An 18454-nucleotide genomic window follows, 5' to 3' on the forward strand; every position below is an offset into this window, starting at 1 on the left:
ATCTTGACCGTGTGAACCCGGTCAACTGTGGGAGCTGGCTTGCCTGCGATGAGTGCGAAGCACTCGCCTGACCTGACCATATCTAAATGAGGGTGCATTTAATGTCCCAAGAATACGACTACATCATTGTGGGTGCCGGCTCCGCCGGTAACACCCTGGCGACCCGTCTGACCGAAGACGAAGGCGTCACCGTCCTGCTGCTGGAAGCCGGCGGCCCGGACTACCGTCTTGATTTCCGTACCCAGATGCCCGCCGCCCTGGCGTTCCCGCTGCAAGGCCGCCGCTACAACTGGGCCTACGAAACCGATCCAGAGCCACACATGGACGGTCGCCGGATGGAATGCGGTCGCGGCAAAGGCCTCGGCGGTTCTTCGCTGATCAACGGCATGTGCTACATCCGCGGCAACGCGATGGACTACGACAACTGGTCGAAACTGCCGGGCCTGGAAGACTGGACCTACCTGGACTGCCTGCCGTATTTCCGTAAAGCCGAAACCCGCGATATCGGCCCGAACGACTACCACGGTGGCGAAGGCCCGGTCAGCGTGACCACGCCAAAAGCCGGCAACAACCCGCTGTTCCACGCGATGGTTGAAGCAGGCGTACAGGCCGGTTACCCACGCACCGAAGACTTGAACGGCTACCAGCAGGAAGGCTTCGGCCCGATGGACCGTACCGTGACGCCGAACGGTCGTCGCGCCAGTACCGCTCGCGGTTACCTGGACACGGCCAAGAAGCGCTCGACGCTGACCATCGTCACCCACGCCCTGACCGACAAAGTACTGTTCGAAGGCAAGCGTGCCGTCGGCGTGCGTTACCTGATCGGTGCCGCTGAAGAACGTGTTGAAGCCCGTGCCCGCAAGGAAGTCCTGGTGTGCAGCGGCGCAATCGCTTCGCCGCAACTGCTGCAACGTTCCGGCGTCGGCCCGGCGAAGCTGCTGGAAAGCCTCGACATCCCGGTGGTCCACGACCTGCCAGGCGTCGGCGAAAACCTGCAGGATCACCTTGAGCTGTACCTGCAATACGCCTGCACCCAACCGGTCTCGCTGTACCCGTCGCTGCTCTGGTACAACCAGCCGGCCATTGGTGCCGAGTGGCTGTTCAACGGTACCGGCATCGGCGCCAGCAACCAGTTCGAAGCGGGCGGTTTCATCCGTACCCGTGAAGACTTCGATTGGCCGAACATCCAGTACCACTTCCTGCCGGTAGCGATTAACTACAACGGCAGCAACGGTGTGAAAGAGCACGGTTTCCAGGCGCACATGGGCTCCATGCGTTCGCCGAGCCGCGGTCGCGTGCAGTTGAAGTCGAAGAACCCACGGGAATACCCGAGCATCCTCTTCAACTACATGTCTACCGAACAGGACTGGCAGGAATTCCGCGACGGCATCCGCCTGACCCGTGAAATCATGCAACAGCCGGCACTCGACCAATACCGTGGCCGCGAAATCAGCCCGGGCATCGACGTACAGACCGACGAGCAACTGGATAAATTTATCCGCGAGCACGCCGAGACTGCGTTCCACCCGTCCTGCTCGTGCAAGATGGGCACCGACGAGATGGCCGTGGTTGACGCCGAAGGCCGTGTGCATGGCATGCAGGGTCTGCGCGTGGTTGACGCCTCGATCATGCCGATCATCACCACCGGCAACCTGAACGCGCCGACGATCATGATCGCCGAGAAAATCGCCGACAAGATCCGTGGCCGCAAGCCACTGCCGCGCAGCACTGCGGATTACTACGTGGCAGGCGATGCGCCGGTGCGTGGCAAGCCGATGCGTGAAGTAGGTCCTACTGCGCAGTAACTGATACACCGCGGTGCCTGCATCGCAGGCAAGCCAGCTCCCACATTTGACCTCGTTCGCCAGAACAACTCGGTCAAATGTGGGAGCCGGGCTTGCCCGCGATGAGGCCCGACCAGACACTGCAAAACCCCTCTCCTACACTTTCCTTGATCAGCTCCCCAGCCCAGGCCTACTCTATTTGCCTGCCCGCGCCGAGCCGCCCACAAGGAAGGCCCCATGTTCGAACACCACGCCACACTCAAAAAGCAATTCAGTGCCCTGCGCACCACTGCCGAATTCTTCTCCCTGCGCTATGTCCGCGAGTCCGGCCAGTACCTGTCGGTACGCAAGAACGTCGCCGAGCCGCCACACCTGAGCCAGGACGAAGGCGCGATGCTTACCGTGCGCCTCAACGGCGTCGAAGCCTATGCCGCCACCCACGATATTTCCCTGCCCGGCCTGCAAGCCGCCCTTGAGCGCGCCGAACAGCAAGCCCGGTTGATCAAGCCCCACGCCCTGCTCGACCTGCGCGACCAGCCGGTGTCCAGCGACATCGCCGACTACCTGTCGCCGAGCCTCGACCAGCCCTTCCCGTCCCTGCGCGACTGCTACCAGCTGCTCGGCGCCGAATCCGCCGCCGTGCCCAAGGACGAGCGCCTGGTGAACTGGGAAGTCAGCCTGGGCACCACCCACGTCGAACAGATCTACCTCAACAGCGCCGGCGCCGAACTGCGCCAGGCCCAGCGGTTTGTGTTCCCGGGTGTCAACGTCACGGCCTACGACGGCAACGACAGCCAGACCCGCACCCTGGGCGGCACCAACTTCGGCCAGCAAGGCGGCTTCGACGTGATCAGCCGCTTCGGCTTGGTGGGCGCCGCGCCGCAGATTGCGGACCAGGCACTGCAACTGCTGCTGGCCCCGAACACGCCCCAGGGCCCGCGCGACCTGCTACTGATGCCCGACCAGATGATCCTGCAGATCCACGAATCCATCGGCCACCCGCTGGAACTCGACCGCATCCTCGGCGACGAGCGCAATTACGCCGGCACCAGCTTCGTCAAGGCCAGCGACTTCGGTCACCTGCAATACGGCTCCAACCTGCTGAACGTGACCTTCGACCCGGACATTCCCGAGCAGCTCGCCAGCTACGGGCATGACGACGACGGTACGAAGGCCAGCAAACAATTCCTGATCCGCGAAGGCCTGCTGCTCAAGCCGTTGGGCGGTGCGTTGTCGCAATACCGCTCCGGCATGCAAGGCGTGGCCAACAGCCGTGCCTGCAGCTGGAACCGCGCACCGATCGACCGCATGGCCAACCTGAATATTGAGGCCGGCGACCAGAACATGGCGCAACTGATTGGCGGTATCGAGCATGGCATCCTGATGTCCACCAACCGATCCTGGTCGATTGACGATGCACGCAACAAATTCCAGTTCGGTTGCGAATGGGGCCAGTTGATTGAAAACGGCGAGCTCAAAGGTGTGGTGAAGAACCCCAACTACCGGGCGATTTCCGCGCAGTTCTGGCGCAACCTCAGCGCCGTTGGCGACGCCAGCACCTTCAAGGTGCTGGGCACGCCTAACTGCGGCAAGGGCGAACCCAACCAGGTGATCCGCGTCGGCCATGCGTCGCCGGCCTGTGTGTTCAGCAACGTGGACGTGTTCGGGGGAGACGCCTGATGAATAATTTCAAAGCCTTGGTGGACTGGCTCAAGCAAGCCATCACCGACCACGAACAATTCCACCTCGGCTACGCCGACGAATCGTCCGAGTTTGTGCGTTTCAATCACGGCAAAGTGCGCCAGGCCGGCCAGGTGCAACAGGCCAGCCTGAACCTGAAGCTGATCAACGACGGGCGCCACGCCGACCTCGGCATCACCCTGGCGGGCGAGCCTGGACTGGACCGCCAGCGCCTGTCCGACGGCCTTCAACAACTGCGCGAAACCTTGCCGTTGCTGCCGCAGGATCCGTACCTGCTGCTCAACCATAATGCTTGGCAAAACAAGGACCAGCAGGACCGACCACTGCCAGACCTGGCCCAGGTGCTGGAAGCAATCAGCGCAGCCGCTGAAGGTGTGGACATGGTCGGCTTCTACGCCGCCGGCCCTATCAGCCGTGGCTTCGCCAGTTCATCAGGCGCCTTCGGCTGGCACCAGGCCAACAGTTTCAACTTCGACTTCAGCCTGTTCCACGCCAACGGCGAAGCGGTGAAAGCCAGTTACGCCGGCAACGATTGGGACAGCGCGGCCTTCACCCAACGTTTCCAGCAGGCCCGCGAGCAACTGGAGTTCCTCGGCCGCCCGCTGCACCCACTGGCACCGGGGCAATACCGCGCCTACCTGGCCCCGGCGGCCATGGAAGAGATCATCAGCATGCTGACCTGGGGCGGGTTTTCCGCCCAGGCCATCGCCAGCAAGGGCAGCCCGCTGCAACGCTTGTACAACGGTGATCAAGCCTTGAGCCCGCTGGTGACACTGGATGAGCAGGTCAGCGGCTCCCTGAGCTCGGCGTTTTCCCGTGACGGCTACCCACGCAGCGACGTGAAGCTGATCAGTGCCGGCAAGGCTGAAGGCCAACTGGTCAACTCCCGCAGCGCGGCCGAATACGGTTTGAGCACCAACGGCGCCAGCGGTGATGAGTCCCCCAGCGCGTTGCAGATGGCCGCCGGCAACCTGGCCCAGGCCGATATCCTCAAGCAATTGGGCACCGGCTTGTACATCAGCAACCTGTGGTACCTGAACTACTCCGACCAGCCCGCCGCGCGCCTGACCGGCATGACCCGCTTCGCCACGTTCTGGGTCGAGGACGGCGAGATCAAGGCGCCGGTCAGCACCATGCGTTTTGATGACAGCGTGTACAGCCTGCTGGGCTCGCAACTGGAAGCGCTGACCGCTGATCGGGAATTGCTGCTGTCGGCGAGTACGTATAGCCAGCGTAATACATCATCCAATCTGCTGCCGGGGGCGCTGGTAAAACGCCTGACCCTGACCTTATAAGCAACGCAAAACCCATGTGGGAGCTGGCTTGCCTGCGATAGCGGTGTATCAGTGCCAGATCTGCTAAATGACACGGCGCTATCGCAGGCAAGCCAGCTTGTATGGTTAGACTTGTAGGGGTGGTGGGACTAAAAGCCAGCATCTGACTCTAGCCAGTACAGACCGTGGGAGACTTCGCCCCACCCCTTCACCAAAGCGCCGATAAGGAATGCATCGGCCATGACCGACGATAGAAGCAAGCCAGCGCAACGGTGAAGCCCCAACAAGCCCATAAACCCTAACCCGGAGCGTTTTTCATGGCAATGACTGTCTTGCAATCAATCATCGGCGTGGATGTTGCTAAGGCTGAAGTCGTGGTCTGTCACATTGAAACAGACGAATTGAAGATTGTGCCCAACAACAAAACCGAGCTGAGGGCGTGGCTCAAATCTCTACCCGTGGACAGTGCCATCGCGATTGAGGCGACCAATATCTATCACCTGGATACGGTCAATTTGGCTCACGGGATGGGCCATAAGGTTTATGTGATTGATGGCTACCGCCTTAATCACTACCGCAAAAGCACGGGTGGGCGGGCGAAAACAGACGCCAGCGATGCGCGTTTACTGGCCCGTTATTTGAAAAATGAACAGGCTGATTTACGTGCCTGGAACCCGCCGCCGAAGATCTATACCAAGCTTCAAAGCTTGCTTCGCCGACGGGCAGCGTTGGTGAAAATGCGGGTTGGCCTTAGCCAAAGCTGGGCAGGTGAGCCACTCCTTAAGGCCTCATCAAAAAATGTCTCAGCCTGCCTTGCGAGACATGAACGGCTTATTGAAAAACGGATATTAGATGCCGTCACTGAGGCGGGCCTCTTGCATCAGATCAAACGCTGCCAAGCTGTTGAGGGGATTGGTTTTCTCACTGCGGTGGCGCTCACGATGGCGTTTCAACGAGGCGAGTTTGAAAGTGCCGATGCCTATATCGCGTTCCTGGGAATGGACTTGAGAGTATCTGACTCGGGGCAAATGAGCGGACGTCGCTCACTGAGCAAAAAAGGAGACTCGGAGATCCGTCGATTGCTGCATAACGCGGCGTCAGCAGGTATCAAGTCAAACGCTTGGAAACCGCTCTATGAAGGCTATCTGGGCAGAGGCCTGAAAACGACTCAGGCCTTGGTTATCATCGCTCGCAAGCTGGCGCGTATCGCGTTCTCCCTCATGAAAAACCTAAGCGAATACCAGTCGAAAGCGGTTTTGGGGGCTTCCCCCCAACCATAGAATCTCCCACAGTTGATTGCATTCCACATTTTGATCGAGCCCGCCCTCAAAACCCCACTCCAGACAGCTGGCCGTCCGGCCAGTTGTCGCTCGCGAAAAACCTCGTTATAAAGGTTGGTGGCATCTAGCCACGTCCGCGCGGTAAAAAAACTCAAACAACACCCCGCCGTCCTCAACCCACTTGATTTCAAGTGATGCACGACCTTGCCCGGGATAGGGCAAGCTGGAGCGTTGACATGAACCATGGAAGTTTTGTCATTGAAAAGCTGTTCAAGCACTACAACGTTCACGTAGAGCAGCTTGGTAACAACCCAGAGAAGAAAACCGTGCTGTTGGTCAATGGCGCGCTGTCCACCACCCGCTCATTTGCCCGTACCAGCAAGTGCCTGTCCGAGCACTTCAATGTGCTGATGTTCGACTTGCCGTTCTCCGGCTATTCGCGCCCCCACAACACCGACCTGGACCTTGTGACCAAGGACGATGAAGTGCAGATCCTGCGGGCATTGGTGGAACGCTTTCAGGTCAACCACCTGGTGTCTGCCTCTTGGGGCGGGATTTCCACGCTGCTGACCCTCGCGCATAACCCGCCGTCGATTGAAAGCTCGGTGGTGATGGCGCTGGCGCCCAACCTCAACCAGGCGATGCTCGAGTATGTGGAACGGGTGCGCGTGCTGATCGAAGCCGATGACAAATCCGCCGTCGGCCATCTGCTGAATGAAACCGTCGGCAAATACCTGTCGCCCCGGCTCAAGCGCAACAACCACCGGCACCTGTCGACCATGGCCACCACCGAGTATCGCCAGGCACGCTTCCATATTCATCAGGTGCTGGCCCTGGGTGACGGCAACTACCTGCCGCAATTGACCCGGATCGAAACCCCGGTGCACTTCCTCAACGGCGTGCTGGACGAGTACACCCCGGCAGACGAAGCCCAACTGTTCAAAAAATACGTAGGCCGCAGCAGCTTCGCCACCGCCGAGCACACCGGCCATTTGCTCGACCTGGAATCCCGCGAAGCGGCCCTGGCCGTGCACCGGGCGCTGATTGATTTCCTGGTGGGCAAAGACGTGGCGTTGTCAGATATAGACGAAGCGCCAGTGGGAAAAGGAGTTGCCGATGGCGCATAATCGCCGACACATAGGCTGCTAACAAAAAGGTAACTCATGCCGAATCGCGCCCCTCTCGATGCCAAGACCGCCCGCTGGCTACCCTGGGTGGTAGCGATTGCCTTCTTCATGCAGTCGCTGGATGGGACGATTCTCAACACCGCATTGCCCGCCATGGCCCGAGACCTGGCGGAGAACCCCTTGCGCATGCAAGGCGTGGTGATCGCCTACATGCTGACCGTTGCGTTGCTGATCCCGGCCTCCGGCTGGGTGGCCGACCGCTTCGGCACCAAGAAGATTTTCTTCGGCGCGATCATGCTGTTCAGCATTGGCTCGTTGCTCTGCGCACTCTCCAGCACGCTGACCATGCTGGTGGGCGCCCGGGTGATCCAGGGCCTGGGCGGTGCGTTGATGTTGCCGGTGGGCAGGCTGGTGGTGTTGCGCGCCTACCCGCGTTCGGAGCTGGTGCGGATCATGGGTTTCATCACCATTCCAGGGCTGCTGGGCCCACTGCTCGGCCCGACCATGGGTGGCTGGATGGTGCAATACCTGACCTGGCACTGGATCTTCCTGATCAACCTGCCGGTGGGCATCATCGGCTGCTACGCCGTCTGGAAATTCATCCCCGACCTGCGCGGCAGCGAACGCACCCGTTTCGACGGCGTGGGTTTCCTGCTGTTCGGCGCGGCGATGGTGCTGATTACCATCGCCATGGAAGGCCTCGGCGAATTGCACCTGCCGCACCTGCGGGTGATGTTGCTGCTGTTCGGCGGCCTCGCGTGCCTGGCGGCGTATTGGCTGCGGGCCGGGCATATCGACAATCCACTGTTCTCGCCGGTGCTGTTCAAGACCCGGACCTTTGCCGTGGGCATCCTTGGAAACCTGTTCGCTCGCCTGGGCAGCGGCGCGTTGCCGTTCCTGGTGCCGCTGCTGTTGCAGGTGGCGCTGGGCTATTCGCCGTCCGAAGCGGGGATGAGCATGCTGCCCCTGGCGGCAGCGGCGATGTTTGCCAAGTCCATCGCCCGGCCGCTGATCGAGCGCCTGGGCTACCGAGTGGTGCTGACCGGCAACACCCTGGCGCTGGGCATCATGCTGGCGAGCATGGGCCTGGTCAGCGAACACACGCCCTACCCGCTGCTGCTGAGCATGCTGGCGATCCTCGGGGCGATCAACTCGCTGCAATTTACCGCGATGAACACCGTGACCCTGATCGACCTCGACGACGCCCAGGCCAGCAGCGGCAACAGTTTGCTGTCGGTGGTCGCGCAGTTGTCCCTGAGCCTGGGGGTGGCCTGCGCCGGTGCGCTGCTGGGTGGTTTTACCGCCGAAGTGGGCAATGACGGGGTCGACACGGTGCTTGGGGCGTTCCAGTTGACCTTCGTCACCGTGGGCATCATGGCGATGCTGGCGGCGGCGATCTTCCTGCAATTGTCGCCAAAAGACGGCAAACGCGTGGTCAGCCGTGAGCACGACATTGAGCATTAACAGGCTTCTCGTCTAGAACTTGCAGGGAAAATCCCACGAGGCTGGTACACTGCGCGACATTTTGTTTTGCAGAGCCAGTCCCGTGACTACCATCGCCACCGCTTTTAATACTTTGCCCCTGTCCGCCGCCATGCTGGCTAACCTCGACTCGCTGGGTTATGTCGAGATGACGCAGATCCAGGCGCAAAGCTTGCCGGTGATCCTCAAAGGGCTGGACCTGATTGCCCAGGCCAAGACCGGCAGCGGCAAGACCGCAGCCTTCGGCATCGGCCTGTTGAACCCGATCAACCCGCGCTACTTCGGCTGCCAGGCACTCGTTATGTGCCCGACACGCGAACTGGCGGACCAGGTGGCCAAGGAAATCCGCCGCCTGGCCCGCGCCGAAGACAACATCAAGGTGCTGACCCTGTGCGGCGGCGTGTCCCTCGGCCCACAGATCGCCTCCCTTGAGCACGGCGCCCACGTCATCGTCGGCACCCCGGGCCGTATCCAGCAGCACCTGCGCAAGGGTTCGCTGGTCCTGGACGGCTTGAACACGCTGATCCTCGACGAAGCCGACCGCATGCTCGACATGGGCTTCTACGACGCCATCGAAGACATCATCAGCAAGACCCCGGCCCGCCGCCAAACCCTGCTGTTCTCGGCCACCTACCCGGTGAGCATCAAGCACCTGGCCTCGAAATTCATGCGCGCGCCGCAGCAGGTCAAGGCCGAAGCGTTCCACTCGGACGATCAGATCGAGCAGCGCTTCTACGAGATTTCCCCGGAAGAGCGCATGGACGCCGTGACCAAGGTCCTGGCGCATTTCCGTCCGGCGTCTTGCGTAGCCTTCTGCTTCACCAAGCAGCAAGTGCAGGAAACCGTGGATCACCTGACCTCCAAGGGCATCTCCGCCGTCGGCCTGCATGGCGACCTGGAACAGCGCGACCGTGACCAGGTGCTGGCGATGTTTGCCAACCGCAGTACGTCGGTACTGGTGGCCACCGACGTTGCCGCCCGTGGTTTGGACATTGATGCACTGGACATGGTGATCAACGTCGAACTGGCCCGCGACTCGGAAATCCACATTCACCGCGTGGGCCGTACTGGTCGTGCCGGTGAGACCGGCATTGCTATCAGCCTCGTCGCACCGTCCGAAGCCCATCGCGCCCAGGCCATCGAGCAACTGCAGAAGTCGCCGCTGAACTGGGACCAACTGGACAACCTCAAGCCTCAGAGCGGCGGCCCGTTGCTGCCGGTGATGAGCACCCTGTGCATCGCCGCCGGCCGTAAAGACAAGGTTCGCCCGGGCGATATCCTTGGCGCACTGACCGGTGACGCCGGAATTCCGGGGGCCCAGGTTGGCAAGATCGCGATCTTTGATTTCCAGGCCTTCGTGGCCGTGGAACGCGGGATCGCCAAGCAGGCGCTGCAGCGCTTGAATGACGGCAAGATCAAAGGCCGTTCGTTGCGCGTGCGTATCCTGTAAAAACACCGCGTTCCTGTTGAAGGAACCGAATCAATGTGGGAGCCGGGCTTGCCCGCGATGCAGGTGACTCGGTCTGACAGATTGACCGAGTTGATGCCATCGCAGGCAAGCCAGCTCCCACATTTGATTGCATTTCAGATCAATATTTGTATGAGGACATGGCTGTGCGCTCGACCGAAGTTGTGATCATTGGCGCCGGCGCCGCAGGCTTGATGTGTGCGCTGACCGCCGCCGGGCGTGGGCGCAAGGTGATGTTGATCGACCACGCGAACAAGGCCGGCAAAAAGATCCTGATGTCCGGCGGTGGCCGCTGCAACTTCACCAACATGTACACGGAGCCTGCCAACTTCCTCTCCCACAACGCGCACTTCTGCAAGTCCGCCCTGGCCCGCTACACCCAGTGGGATTTCATCGCGCTGGTGGCCAAGCACGGCGTGCCGTACCACGAGAAGAAACTCGGCCAGCTGTTCTGCGACAACAAGTCCAGCGACATCCTCGGGATGCTGCTGGATGAGTGCATCCAGGTCGGCGTAAGCATGCACCTGGACACGTCAGTGCAGGAGATCGCCAAACTGGAAGCCGGCTATCAGTTGCAAACCACCCTGGGTGAGTTGCGCTGCGAATCGCTGGTGATCGCCACCGGCGGCCTGTCGATCCCGACCCTGGGCGCCACCGGCTTTGGTTATCAAGTGGCCAAGCAGTTCGGCCATGAATTGCTGCCCACCCGCGCCGGGCTGGTGCCGTTCACCATCACCGATCAGCTCAAGGAATTGTGCGGTGAGTTATCCGGTACTTCCGTGGATTGCCTGGTGAGCTGCAACGACCAGAGCTTTCGCGAGAACATCCTGTTTACCCACCGCGGCCTGAGCGGGCCGGCGATCCTGCAGATTTCCTCATACTGGGAATCCGGCGACACCGTGGAAATCAACCTGCTGCCGGATCACGACGCCCACACCTGGCTGCAAGAGCAACAGGTGGAGCGCCCGAACAGCGAGCTGAAAACCCTGCTGGGTGAGATCTTCACCAAGAAAATGGCCAACCTGCTGGCTGAAACCTGGTTCGTTTCCAAGCCAATGAAGCAGTACACCCACGCAGAGATTGCCGACATCGCCAGCAAACTGGGGAGCTGGCAGTTGGTGCCGGCGGGCACTGAAGGCTATCGCACCGCCGAAGTCACCCTGGGTGGCGTGGACACCCGGGAGGTTTCGTCCAAGACCATGGAATCCCTGAAAAGCCCCGGTTTGTACTTCATCGGCGAAGTGTTGGATGTGACCGGTCACCTGGGCGGGTTCAATTTCCAGTGGGCGTGGGCTTCCGGGTATGCAGCCGCTCAATTTGCCTGATTCAAGGATGTACTCGGTCAAACTGTGGGAGCTGGCTTGCCTGCGATGAGGCCGGCACCTCCAACATCTTGATTGACTGACACACCGCCATCGCAGGCAAGCCAGCTCCCACATTGGTTTGGGGTGTTCTTGAGAGAATGCCTGTAATAAATTTTGCTGTTGGATGTGATCGCCACGCTTGCCGTGGCGTCATTACTGGCTCAATTTAGCGGCATCGTCCCGGAAGACCCCAGACTTCATGTCATCGACCTCCTTCAAGCAGTCCATGCGGCGCCTTTGGGCACTGGATAAGTTCAGTTACAGCGTACGGGTATTCATCGCCCTGACCGGCAGCATGGCGCTGTGCTGGTACCAGAATGAAATGGCGCTGCTGATCCCGCTGTTCCTGGGGATTATCGCCAGCGCCCTGGCCGAGACCGATGACAACTGGCAGGGCCGGCTTAACGCCTTGGCCGTGACACTGGTGTGCTTCAGCACCGCGGCACTGTCCGTCGAACTGCTCTTCCCCTATCCCTGGATCTTCGCGATCTTCCTGGCTCTGTCCAGCTTCGGTCTGACCATGCTCGGTGCGCTGGGGGAGCGTTATGGGGCGATCGCCTCGGCCACCCTGATTCTCTCGGTCTACACCATGATCGGCGTGGACCAGCGCGGTGGTGCGGTCACGGACTTCTGGCATGAACCTTTGCTGCTGGTGGCCGGTGCCGCGTGGTATGGCGCGCTGTCGGTGCTGTGGCAGGTGCTGTTTTCCAACCAGCCAGTGCAACAGAGCCTGGCGCGGTTGTTTCGTGAGCTGGGGCGCTACCTCAAGCTCAAGTCCTCATTGTTCGAACCGATCCGCCAGCTGGATGTGGAAGCGCGGCGCCTGGAACTGGCGCAGCAAAACGGCCGGGTGGTGGCGGCGCTGAATGCCGCCAAAGAGATCATCCTGCACCGGGTCGGCAATGGCCGCCCGGGCTCCAAGGTCAGCCGCTACCTCAAGCTGTATTTCCTGGCCCAGGACATCCACGAACGCGCCAGTTCCTCGCACTACCCTTACAACGCACTCGCCGAGGCCTTCTTCCACAGCGACGTGCTGTTCCGCTGCCAGCGTCTGCTGCGCCAGCAAGGCAAGGCCTGCCAGACCCTCGCCGAATCGATCCAGATGCGCCAGCCCTTCGTCTATGACGACAGCTTTGCCGAAGCCCTGGGCGACCTGAATGCCTCCCTGGAACACCTGCGCATCCAGAGCAACCCGGCCTGGCGCGGCCTGCTGCGCTCCCTGCGTGCCCTGGCCGCCAACCTGTCGACCCTGGACCGCCTGCTCGGCGACGCCGCCAACCCCGACAGCCTGGCCGATGCCACCGACAGTAGCCTGCTGGACCGTGCACCGCGCAACCTCAAGGAGATGTGGACCCGCCTGCGCACGCAGCTGACACCAACCTCCTTGCTGTTCCGCCACGCCCTGCGCCTGCCCCTGGCACTGAGTATCGGCTATTGGATGGTGCATTTGATTCACCCGTCCCAGGGCTACTGGATCATCCTCACCACCCTGTTCGTGTGCCAGCCGAACTACGGCGCCACCCGGCGCAAGCTGGGCCAGCGGATCATCGGCACCGCCATCGGCCTGACCATCGCCTGGGCGCTGTTCGACCTGTTCCCCAACCCGCTGATCCAGTCAATGTTCGCCATTGCCGCCGGCCTGGTGTTCTTTATCAACCGCACCACGCGCTACACCCTGGCGACTGCCGCGATCACGCTGATGGTGCTGTTCTGCTTCAACCAGGTGGGCGATGGCTACGGGCTGTTCCTGCCACGGCTGTTCGATACCTTGCTCGGCAGCCTGATCGCCGGGCTGGCGGTGTTCCTGTTCCTGCCGGACTGGCAAGGCCGACGCCTGAACAAGGTGCTGGCCAACACCCTGACCTGCAACAGCATCTACCTGCGCCAGATCATGCAGCAGTACGCCGCGGGCAAAAGCGACGACCTGGCTTACCGCCTGGCCCGGCGCAACGCCCACAACGCCGATGCGGCGCTGTCCACCACCCTGGCGAATATGCTGATGGAGCCGGGGCATTTCCGTAAGGAGGCGGATGTGGGGTTCAGGTTTCTGGTGCTGTCCCACACGCTGCTCAGCTACCTGTCGGGGCTGGGTGCACACCGGGAAACCCAATTGCCGGCGGAGGTGCGCGAGCACTTGATCGAAGGCGCCGGGAAGACGCTGGCGGCGAGCATCGACGAGATCGCCACGGGCCTGGCCAACAAACAGCCGATCGCGATCCAGAGTGATGCGGAAGAAGCCTTGGCGGTGGACCTGGAGCAGATGCCGGATGAGATTGATGAAGGACAGCGGTTGGTGCAGACGCAGTTGGCGTTGATCTGCCGGCAACTGGGGCCGTTGCGCACGTTGGCGGCTCACCTGATCAAAGACACCAGCGAAGCCTGAACCCCTTTCGCGAGCAAGCCCGCTCCCACACTCGACCGCATCCCAAAGGTGGAACTCGGTCGAATGTGGGAGCGGGCTTGCTCGCGAAGGGGCCATTAGCCTCACTACATCCCATGCTGCTTCATCAACCGCGCATAACTGCCATCCACTTTCATCCTGGCAATCTCCCGATCAAACCCGGCAACAATCTGCTCATGCTGGGGATTTTTCAGGCTGACCAGAATGTGCAGGCTGTTCTCGCTCAGCGGTACCGGCAAAAACTCCACCGCATTGCGCACCGTGGCGGACTCCCGCGCCAGGTAGTAGCGGGCGACGAACTCATCTTCCACCGTCAGCCGCACCCGCCGTGCCGCCAACATGCGCACGGCCATGGCGAAGTTATGCACCGGGACTTTCTGCAATTGCACATCGGCGTCGAACGCCGCCGAATAAGCGTACCCACGCACCACTGCGACGGGATAATCGTGCAATTGCTCAAGGTTCTGGAACTCGATGGGGTCATCCCGACGCTTTAGAAACAGCACCCGATTGAGCAAGTATTCGCCGGAAAACTGCCCCAACTGAGTTCGCGCGTCGTCGTACCAGGCGTTGATGAGTACGTCGTAACGCCCATCGCCTACCCCCATCAGCGCGCGAGCCCAGGGCACCTGTTCAAAGTCACTGGCGTAGCCGGCGCGGGCCAGGGCGGTGGTGACGATGTCGGTGGCCAACCCGCCATTGATCAGGGTGGCATCGGTAAACGGCGGCCAGGCATCCGCCACCAGGCGCAAGCGTTCTGCCGCCGCCGTCTGGGCCAGCAACAACAAACCGATCAAAGCAACGGCACGAGAAAATCGCGGCATGCTCAAGTCCTTGGCGGGCGTTCTATGGCCTGACCTCAGGGTTGAACCCGAGGGTTTAACAGTAGCTCATCAATGAGCCTGTACTGCAGATTACACAAAGACGGCAGCGGCGCATGCACAGAATGATGGCAAATTGATCTCACTCACAAAAACGGCGCAATTTAGACACCCGCCTCCCACGCGCTTACTATCCTGACCAGACAATTAGCCGAGAGAACACCATGACAGTCGAATGGGTCTGCAAACACCACAGTGATCTGGGCAAGGAGCAGCTGTACGCCATTTTGCGCCTGCGCTCGGAGGTCTTCGTGGTCGAGCAGAAATGCGTCTACCAGGACATCGATGGCCAGGACCTGGACGGTGACACCCACCACCTGATGGCCTGGAGCGACGGTCAATTGCAGGCCTACCTGCGCCTGCTGGATCCTGAATCCCAGGGCGGCGACGTGGTGATCGGACGGGTGATCGTTGCACCGAGTGCACGAGGCACTGGGCTGGGCCACCAGATGATGGATGAGGCGCTCAGGCAGGCGGAGAAACAGTGGCCCGACGTGCCGATCTATCTGTCGGCCCAGGCGCATTTGCAGGGGTATTACGGGCGGTACGGGTTTGTGGTGGCGGGCGAGGAATACCTTGAGGATGACATTCCACATATAGGCATGCGCCGGGCTTAGAACGTCATCGCGGGCAAGCCCGGCTCCCACAGGAGTACTCAGTCAACTGTGGGAGCCGGGCTTGCCCGCGATGGCGTCGGAACAGGCAACCGTTATCTCAGGGGTAACCCAATACCTGCTTGATCTGGGCCAGATTCGCCTCGATCCAGCGCGGCTCGATCGCGCCCCAACTGTGAATCCGATAGCGCCCGGCATGGTTGCGGGCGCCGTCTTCCTGCTCAAACTCACACACAATGTCCAGGTCCGCCAACGCCGCAATCGTGTCCTGAGCGGTGCGCCGGGGCATGCCCGTCACGTCGGTCAATGCCGGGACGCTGCTGGCCAACTGGCTGTCGATCAGATACGCCACATACAGGCGCCGGTAGAAGCTGCTTTTGGTCTTGCTCACATCCATGCTCGATCGCCTTTGAAGGTTAGGGCTTGCCCTGCAGGTCCCGCCAGGTCAGGTAAACCCGCAGGTCGAATTCCACCTGATGGTAGCCCGGCAGCATGTATTCACAGAGTTTGTAGAACGCCTTGTTGTGGTCCGATTCCTTGAAGTGCGCCAGCTCGTGTACCACGATCATGCGCAGAAACTCCGGCGCGGCTTCCTTGAACAGCGAGGCGATGCGGATTTCTTTCTTCGACTTGAGGTTGCCACCCTGCACCCGGGAAATGGTGGTGTGCAGGCCAAGGGCGCGGTGGGTCAGGTCCAGGCGGTTATCGAACAGCACTTTGTCGATGGCCGGGGCATTGCGCAGGTGTTCCTGCTTCAGGGCCTGGGCGTAGCTGTACAGGGCTTTGTCGCTCTGCACGCCATGACGCTCGGGGTAACGCTGGGTCAGGTAGTCGCCGAGTTGGTCCTTGGCAATCAACTGGCGCACTTGCTCCTGCAATGCTGCGGGGTAGGCCTGGAGGTATTTCAGCGCGGTCATGGATTCAACAACGGGTATTTGAATGGACGCCAGTGTAGCGAATTCAGCGCAGTGCTGCGCGCAGGTGCCAGTCGGCAATTTCATCGGCCATCAACGGTGGCGCTATCTGCGGCCCCTGGATGAACTGGCAACCATTGGCCTTTAGCCACTCCGCTTGCTCCTGGGTCTCGACGCCCTCGGCAATCACCAGCAGGTCGAAGTGCCGGCACAGTTCGATGATGCTCCGCGCCATTGCCGCGTCCCGGGAAGAGCCTGGCAGGCGGGCCACCAGCTTCGGGTCGAGCTTGAGGGTGTCGAACTCAAGGTCCCGCAGGTGCGCCAGGGAGCAGTTGCCCGCGCCGAAGTCATCGAGGGCGATCCGCACCCCTGCCCGGCGCAACAGCTTGAGCTGCTTGGTGGACTCGTCCAGGTTGTGCATCAGGCTTTCTTCGCTGATCTCCACCTCAAGCTGCCGGCCCTGCAGCCCATGTCGTTCAAGCACCTGCTGCAGCTGGCTGGCCAGGTTCGGCATGTTGAACTGGCTGCTGCTCAAGCTCACGCTCAGCACCAGCCCGTCGCTGAACACTGCTTTCCATTCTTGCCGCTGGGCGGCCACCTGCTGATAGATCCACGAGCTCAATTGGCTGATCAGCCGCGCTTCTTCCAGCAGCGGCAGAAACAGCCCCGGCGGCACATCGCCGACACTCGGATGCTGCCAGCGCAATAGCGCCTCGACACCCCGCAAGTGACCGTCGTGCAGCGAGACCTGCGGCTGGTACACCAGAGTGAAATCCTTGCTGTCGATGGCGTTGCGCACGCTGTCTTCGAGCATCAACCGCGAGCGAGCCCTGCCGTTCATTTCCTGGTCGTAATAGCGATATTGCTGACGCCCGGCGCGCTTGGCCTCGTACATGGCGACGTCCGCAGCCCGCAGCAGGCCGCTGAGGTCCGAGCCGCAGTCCGGAAAGGTGGCGATGCCGATACTGACGCCCAACATCACATCCAGACCGTCGACCTGCTGACAGATCGACACCCGTTCGATCAATTTTTCCGCAATCTTGGCCGCCTGCTCCGGGAATTCCAGCTCCAGCAGCGCGGTGAATTCATCCCCGCCCATGCGGCCAAGAATGTCGTAGGAGCGCAGGCACGCCTTCAATTGCTCCGAGACCCAGCGCAGCACCCGGTCACCGGCGTCGTGCCCCAGGGAATCATTGACCCGCTTGAACCCGTCGAGGTCCAGGTACAGCAGCACCAGCGACTGTTCGCTGCGCTCACTGCGCAACAGCACATTCTCCACCGCCTGGTGAAACCCGCGCCGGTTGAGCAAGCCGGTCAGCGGGTCGGTAACCGCCTGGAACTCCAGCTGCTGATGCAGATGGCGCACCTCGGACATGTCCAGCACCGTGACCACCATGGCTTTCTGCTCGGCCGGCAGCGGCGCGCACGACATCGCCACCGGCAGTTGCTGGCCAGGCGCGGTACGCAAGATCGCGTCGTGCAGGCGCCAGGTTTCGCCGCGCTTGTAGCCTTCGTACAAGGCCGAGTCAGGCCAGCCAGGCACGTGGGGTTTTTGCAAAAAAGCGAGGAACTCGGCGCCCTGCAACTCGGCGACCGGCGCATTCAGCAGCCGCGAAATCGCCGGGTTGGCGTAGCTGATCACGCCGTCCTCGCCCACCACCAGGATGCCTTCGGCGGCGTTGTCGAGCACCGAGGCATTGAAGGCCCGGGCTGACTCCAGGTCATGACTCAGGCGCTGCAAGGCCCGGCGATTACGCTGGTGCTCCAGCAGGGCCTGGACCTTGGGCTTGAGGATATTGGGGTCGAAGGGTTTGAGCAGGTAGTCGATCGCGCCGCTGGCATACCCTTCCAGCACCGCCGCCGGCGATTGGGCGTGGGCGCTGAGAAAGATGATCGGGGTCATTTGCGTGCGCTGGCTGCCGCGCATCAGCCGGGCGACTTCAAAACCGTCCATGCCGGGCATCATCACATCCAGCAACACCAGGTCGACGTCATGTTCCAGCAGTAACCCCAGGGCTTCAATCCCGGACGCCGCCGTCACTACATGCCAGTCTTCACGCTGCAATAGTGCACGCATGCTGATCAGGTTCTCGGGATAGTCATCGACCACCAAAAGCACTGAACAACCATCGCGAGGCTTGATTGGAGCGCATTCCATTGCTGC

The 18454-nt window shown here is 61.3% G+C and carries 14 protein-coding genes; 10 read left to right on the plus strand and 4 right to left on the minus strand.

What is annotated here, in order from left to right; genetic code table 11:
• Positions 1 to 101 precede the first annotated feature (101 nt).
• From betA to yccS, 9 genes are all read left to right on the plus strand, one after another.
• A complete protein-coding gene (gene betA / locus JFU58_RS21860; RefSeq protein WP_201142265.1) occupies positions 102 to 1805 on the plus strand; it encodes a choline dehydrogenase in 1704 nt (567 codons plus the stop codon).
• Positions 1806 to 2021: 216 nt separating this feature from the next.
• On the plus strand, positions 2022 to 3464 hold the full coding sequence (locus tag JFU58_RS21865; protein WP_201142267.1) for a TldD/PmbA family protein: 1443 nt from the start codon (positions 2022 to 2024) through the stop codon (positions 3462 to 3464).
• Positions 3464 to 4780: a TldD/PmbA family protein gene (locus JFU58_RS21870; protein ID WP_201142269.1), complete on the plus strand. Its 1317-nt coding sequence runs from the start codon at positions 3464 to 3466 to the stop codon at positions 4778 to 4780. The genes JFU58_RS21865 and JFU58_RS21870 overlap by 1 nt, the downstream gene beginning before the upstream one ends.
• 296 nt (positions 4781 to 5076) lie before the next feature.
• The gene (locus JFU58_RS21875; RefSeq protein WP_201139700.1) at positions 5077 to 6039 is read left to right on the plus strand and encodes an IS110 family transposase; all 963 of its coding nucleotides are present in this window, start codon (positions 5077 to 5079) and stop codon (positions 6037 to 6039) included.
• Between the two features lie 236 nt (positions 6040 to 6275).
• Positions 6276 to 7166 (plus strand): alpha/beta fold hydrolase, encoded by an 891-nt coding sequence (locus JFU58_RS21880; RefSeq protein WP_017476453.1) that lies wholly within the window; start codon positions 6276 to 6278, stop codon positions 7164 to 7166.
• Between the two features lie 36 nt (positions 7167 to 7202).
• Positions 7203 to 8630, plus strand: a complete 1428-nt coding sequence (gene mdtD, locus JFU58_RS21885) for a multidrug transporter subunit MdtD (RefSeq protein WP_003216894.1) — start codon at positions 7203 to 7205, stop codon at positions 8628 to 8630.
• A gap of 130 nt (positions 8631 to 8760) precedes the next feature.
• Positions 8761 to 10098 carry an ATP-dependent RNA helicase DbpA gene (dbpA, locus tag JFU58_RS21890; protein ID WP_242488312.1) on the plus strand — a complete coding sequence of 446 codons (1338 nt, stop codon included), beginning with the start codon at positions 8761 to 8763 and terminating at the stop codon, positions 10096 to 10098.
• 164 nt (positions 10099 to 10262) lie between these two features.
• Positions 10263 to 11441 (plus strand): NAD(P)/FAD-dependent oxidoreductase, encoded by a 1179-nt coding sequence (locus tag JFU58_RS21895; RefSeq protein WP_093210168.1) that lies wholly within the window; start codon positions 10263 to 10265, stop codon positions 11439 to 11441.
• Positions 11442 to 11679: 238 nt separating this feature from the next.
• Positions 11680 to 13863 carry a YccS family putative transporter gene (gene yccS / locus JFU58_RS21900; protein WP_003216889.1) on the plus strand — a complete coding sequence of 728 codons (2184 nt, stop codon included), beginning with the start codon at positions 11680 to 11682 and terminating at the stop codon, positions 13861 to 13863.
• Positions 13864 to 13967: 104 nt separating this feature from the next.
• On the opposite strand, the gene JFU58_RS21905 is transcribed toward yccS, so the two are convergent.
• Positions 13968 to 14705, minus strand: coding sequence for a substrate-binding periplasmic protein (locus JFU58_RS21905; protein ID WP_063026604.1), 738 nt, complete (start codon positions 14703 to 14705; stop codon positions 13968 to 13970).
• Between the two features lie 221 nt (positions 14706 to 14926).
• Here JFU58_RS21905 and JFU58_RS21910 point away from each other — a divergent pair, with 221 nt between their 5' ends.
• The gene (locus JFU58_RS21910; protein ID WP_063026602.1) at positions 14927 to 15379 is read left to right on the plus strand and encodes a GNAT family N-acetyltransferase; all 453 of its coding nucleotides are present in this window, start codon (positions 14927 to 14929) and stop codon (positions 15377 to 15379) included.
• A 97-nt stretch (positions 15380 to 15476) separates the two neighbouring features.
• On the opposite strand, the gene JFU58_RS21915 is transcribed toward JFU58_RS21910, so the two are convergent.
• The 3 genes from JFU58_RS21915 to JFU58_RS21925 are packed head-to-tail and all read right to left on the minus strand — an operon-like array spanning position 15477 to position 18448.
• On the minus strand, positions 15477 to 15773 hold the full coding sequence (locus tag JFU58_RS21915; protein ID WP_201142272.1) for a winged helix-turn-helix domain-containing protein: 297 nt from the start codon (positions 15771 to 15773) through the stop codon (positions 15477 to 15479).
• A gap of 19 nt (positions 15774 to 15792) precedes the next feature.
• On the minus strand, positions 15793 to 16293 hold the full coding sequence (locus JFU58_RS21920; RefSeq protein ID WP_010167569.1) for a M48 metallopeptidase family protein: 501 nt from the start codon (positions 16291 to 16293) through the stop codon (positions 15793 to 15795).
• Between the two features lie 43 nt (positions 16294 to 16336).
• Entirely contained in the window at positions 16337 to 18448 is a 2112-nt protein-coding gene (locus tag JFU58_RS21925) for a putative bifunctional diguanylate cyclase/phosphodiesterase (protein ID WP_201142274.1), read from the minus strand.
• Positions 18449 to 18454: the final 6 nt, after the last annotated feature.

It is taken from the genome of Pseudomonas sp. TH34 (assembly GCF_016650865.1).
Lineage (GTDB): Bacteria > Pseudomonadota > Gammaproteobacteria > Pseudomonadales > Pseudomonadaceae > Aquipseudomonas > Aquipseudomonas yamanorum.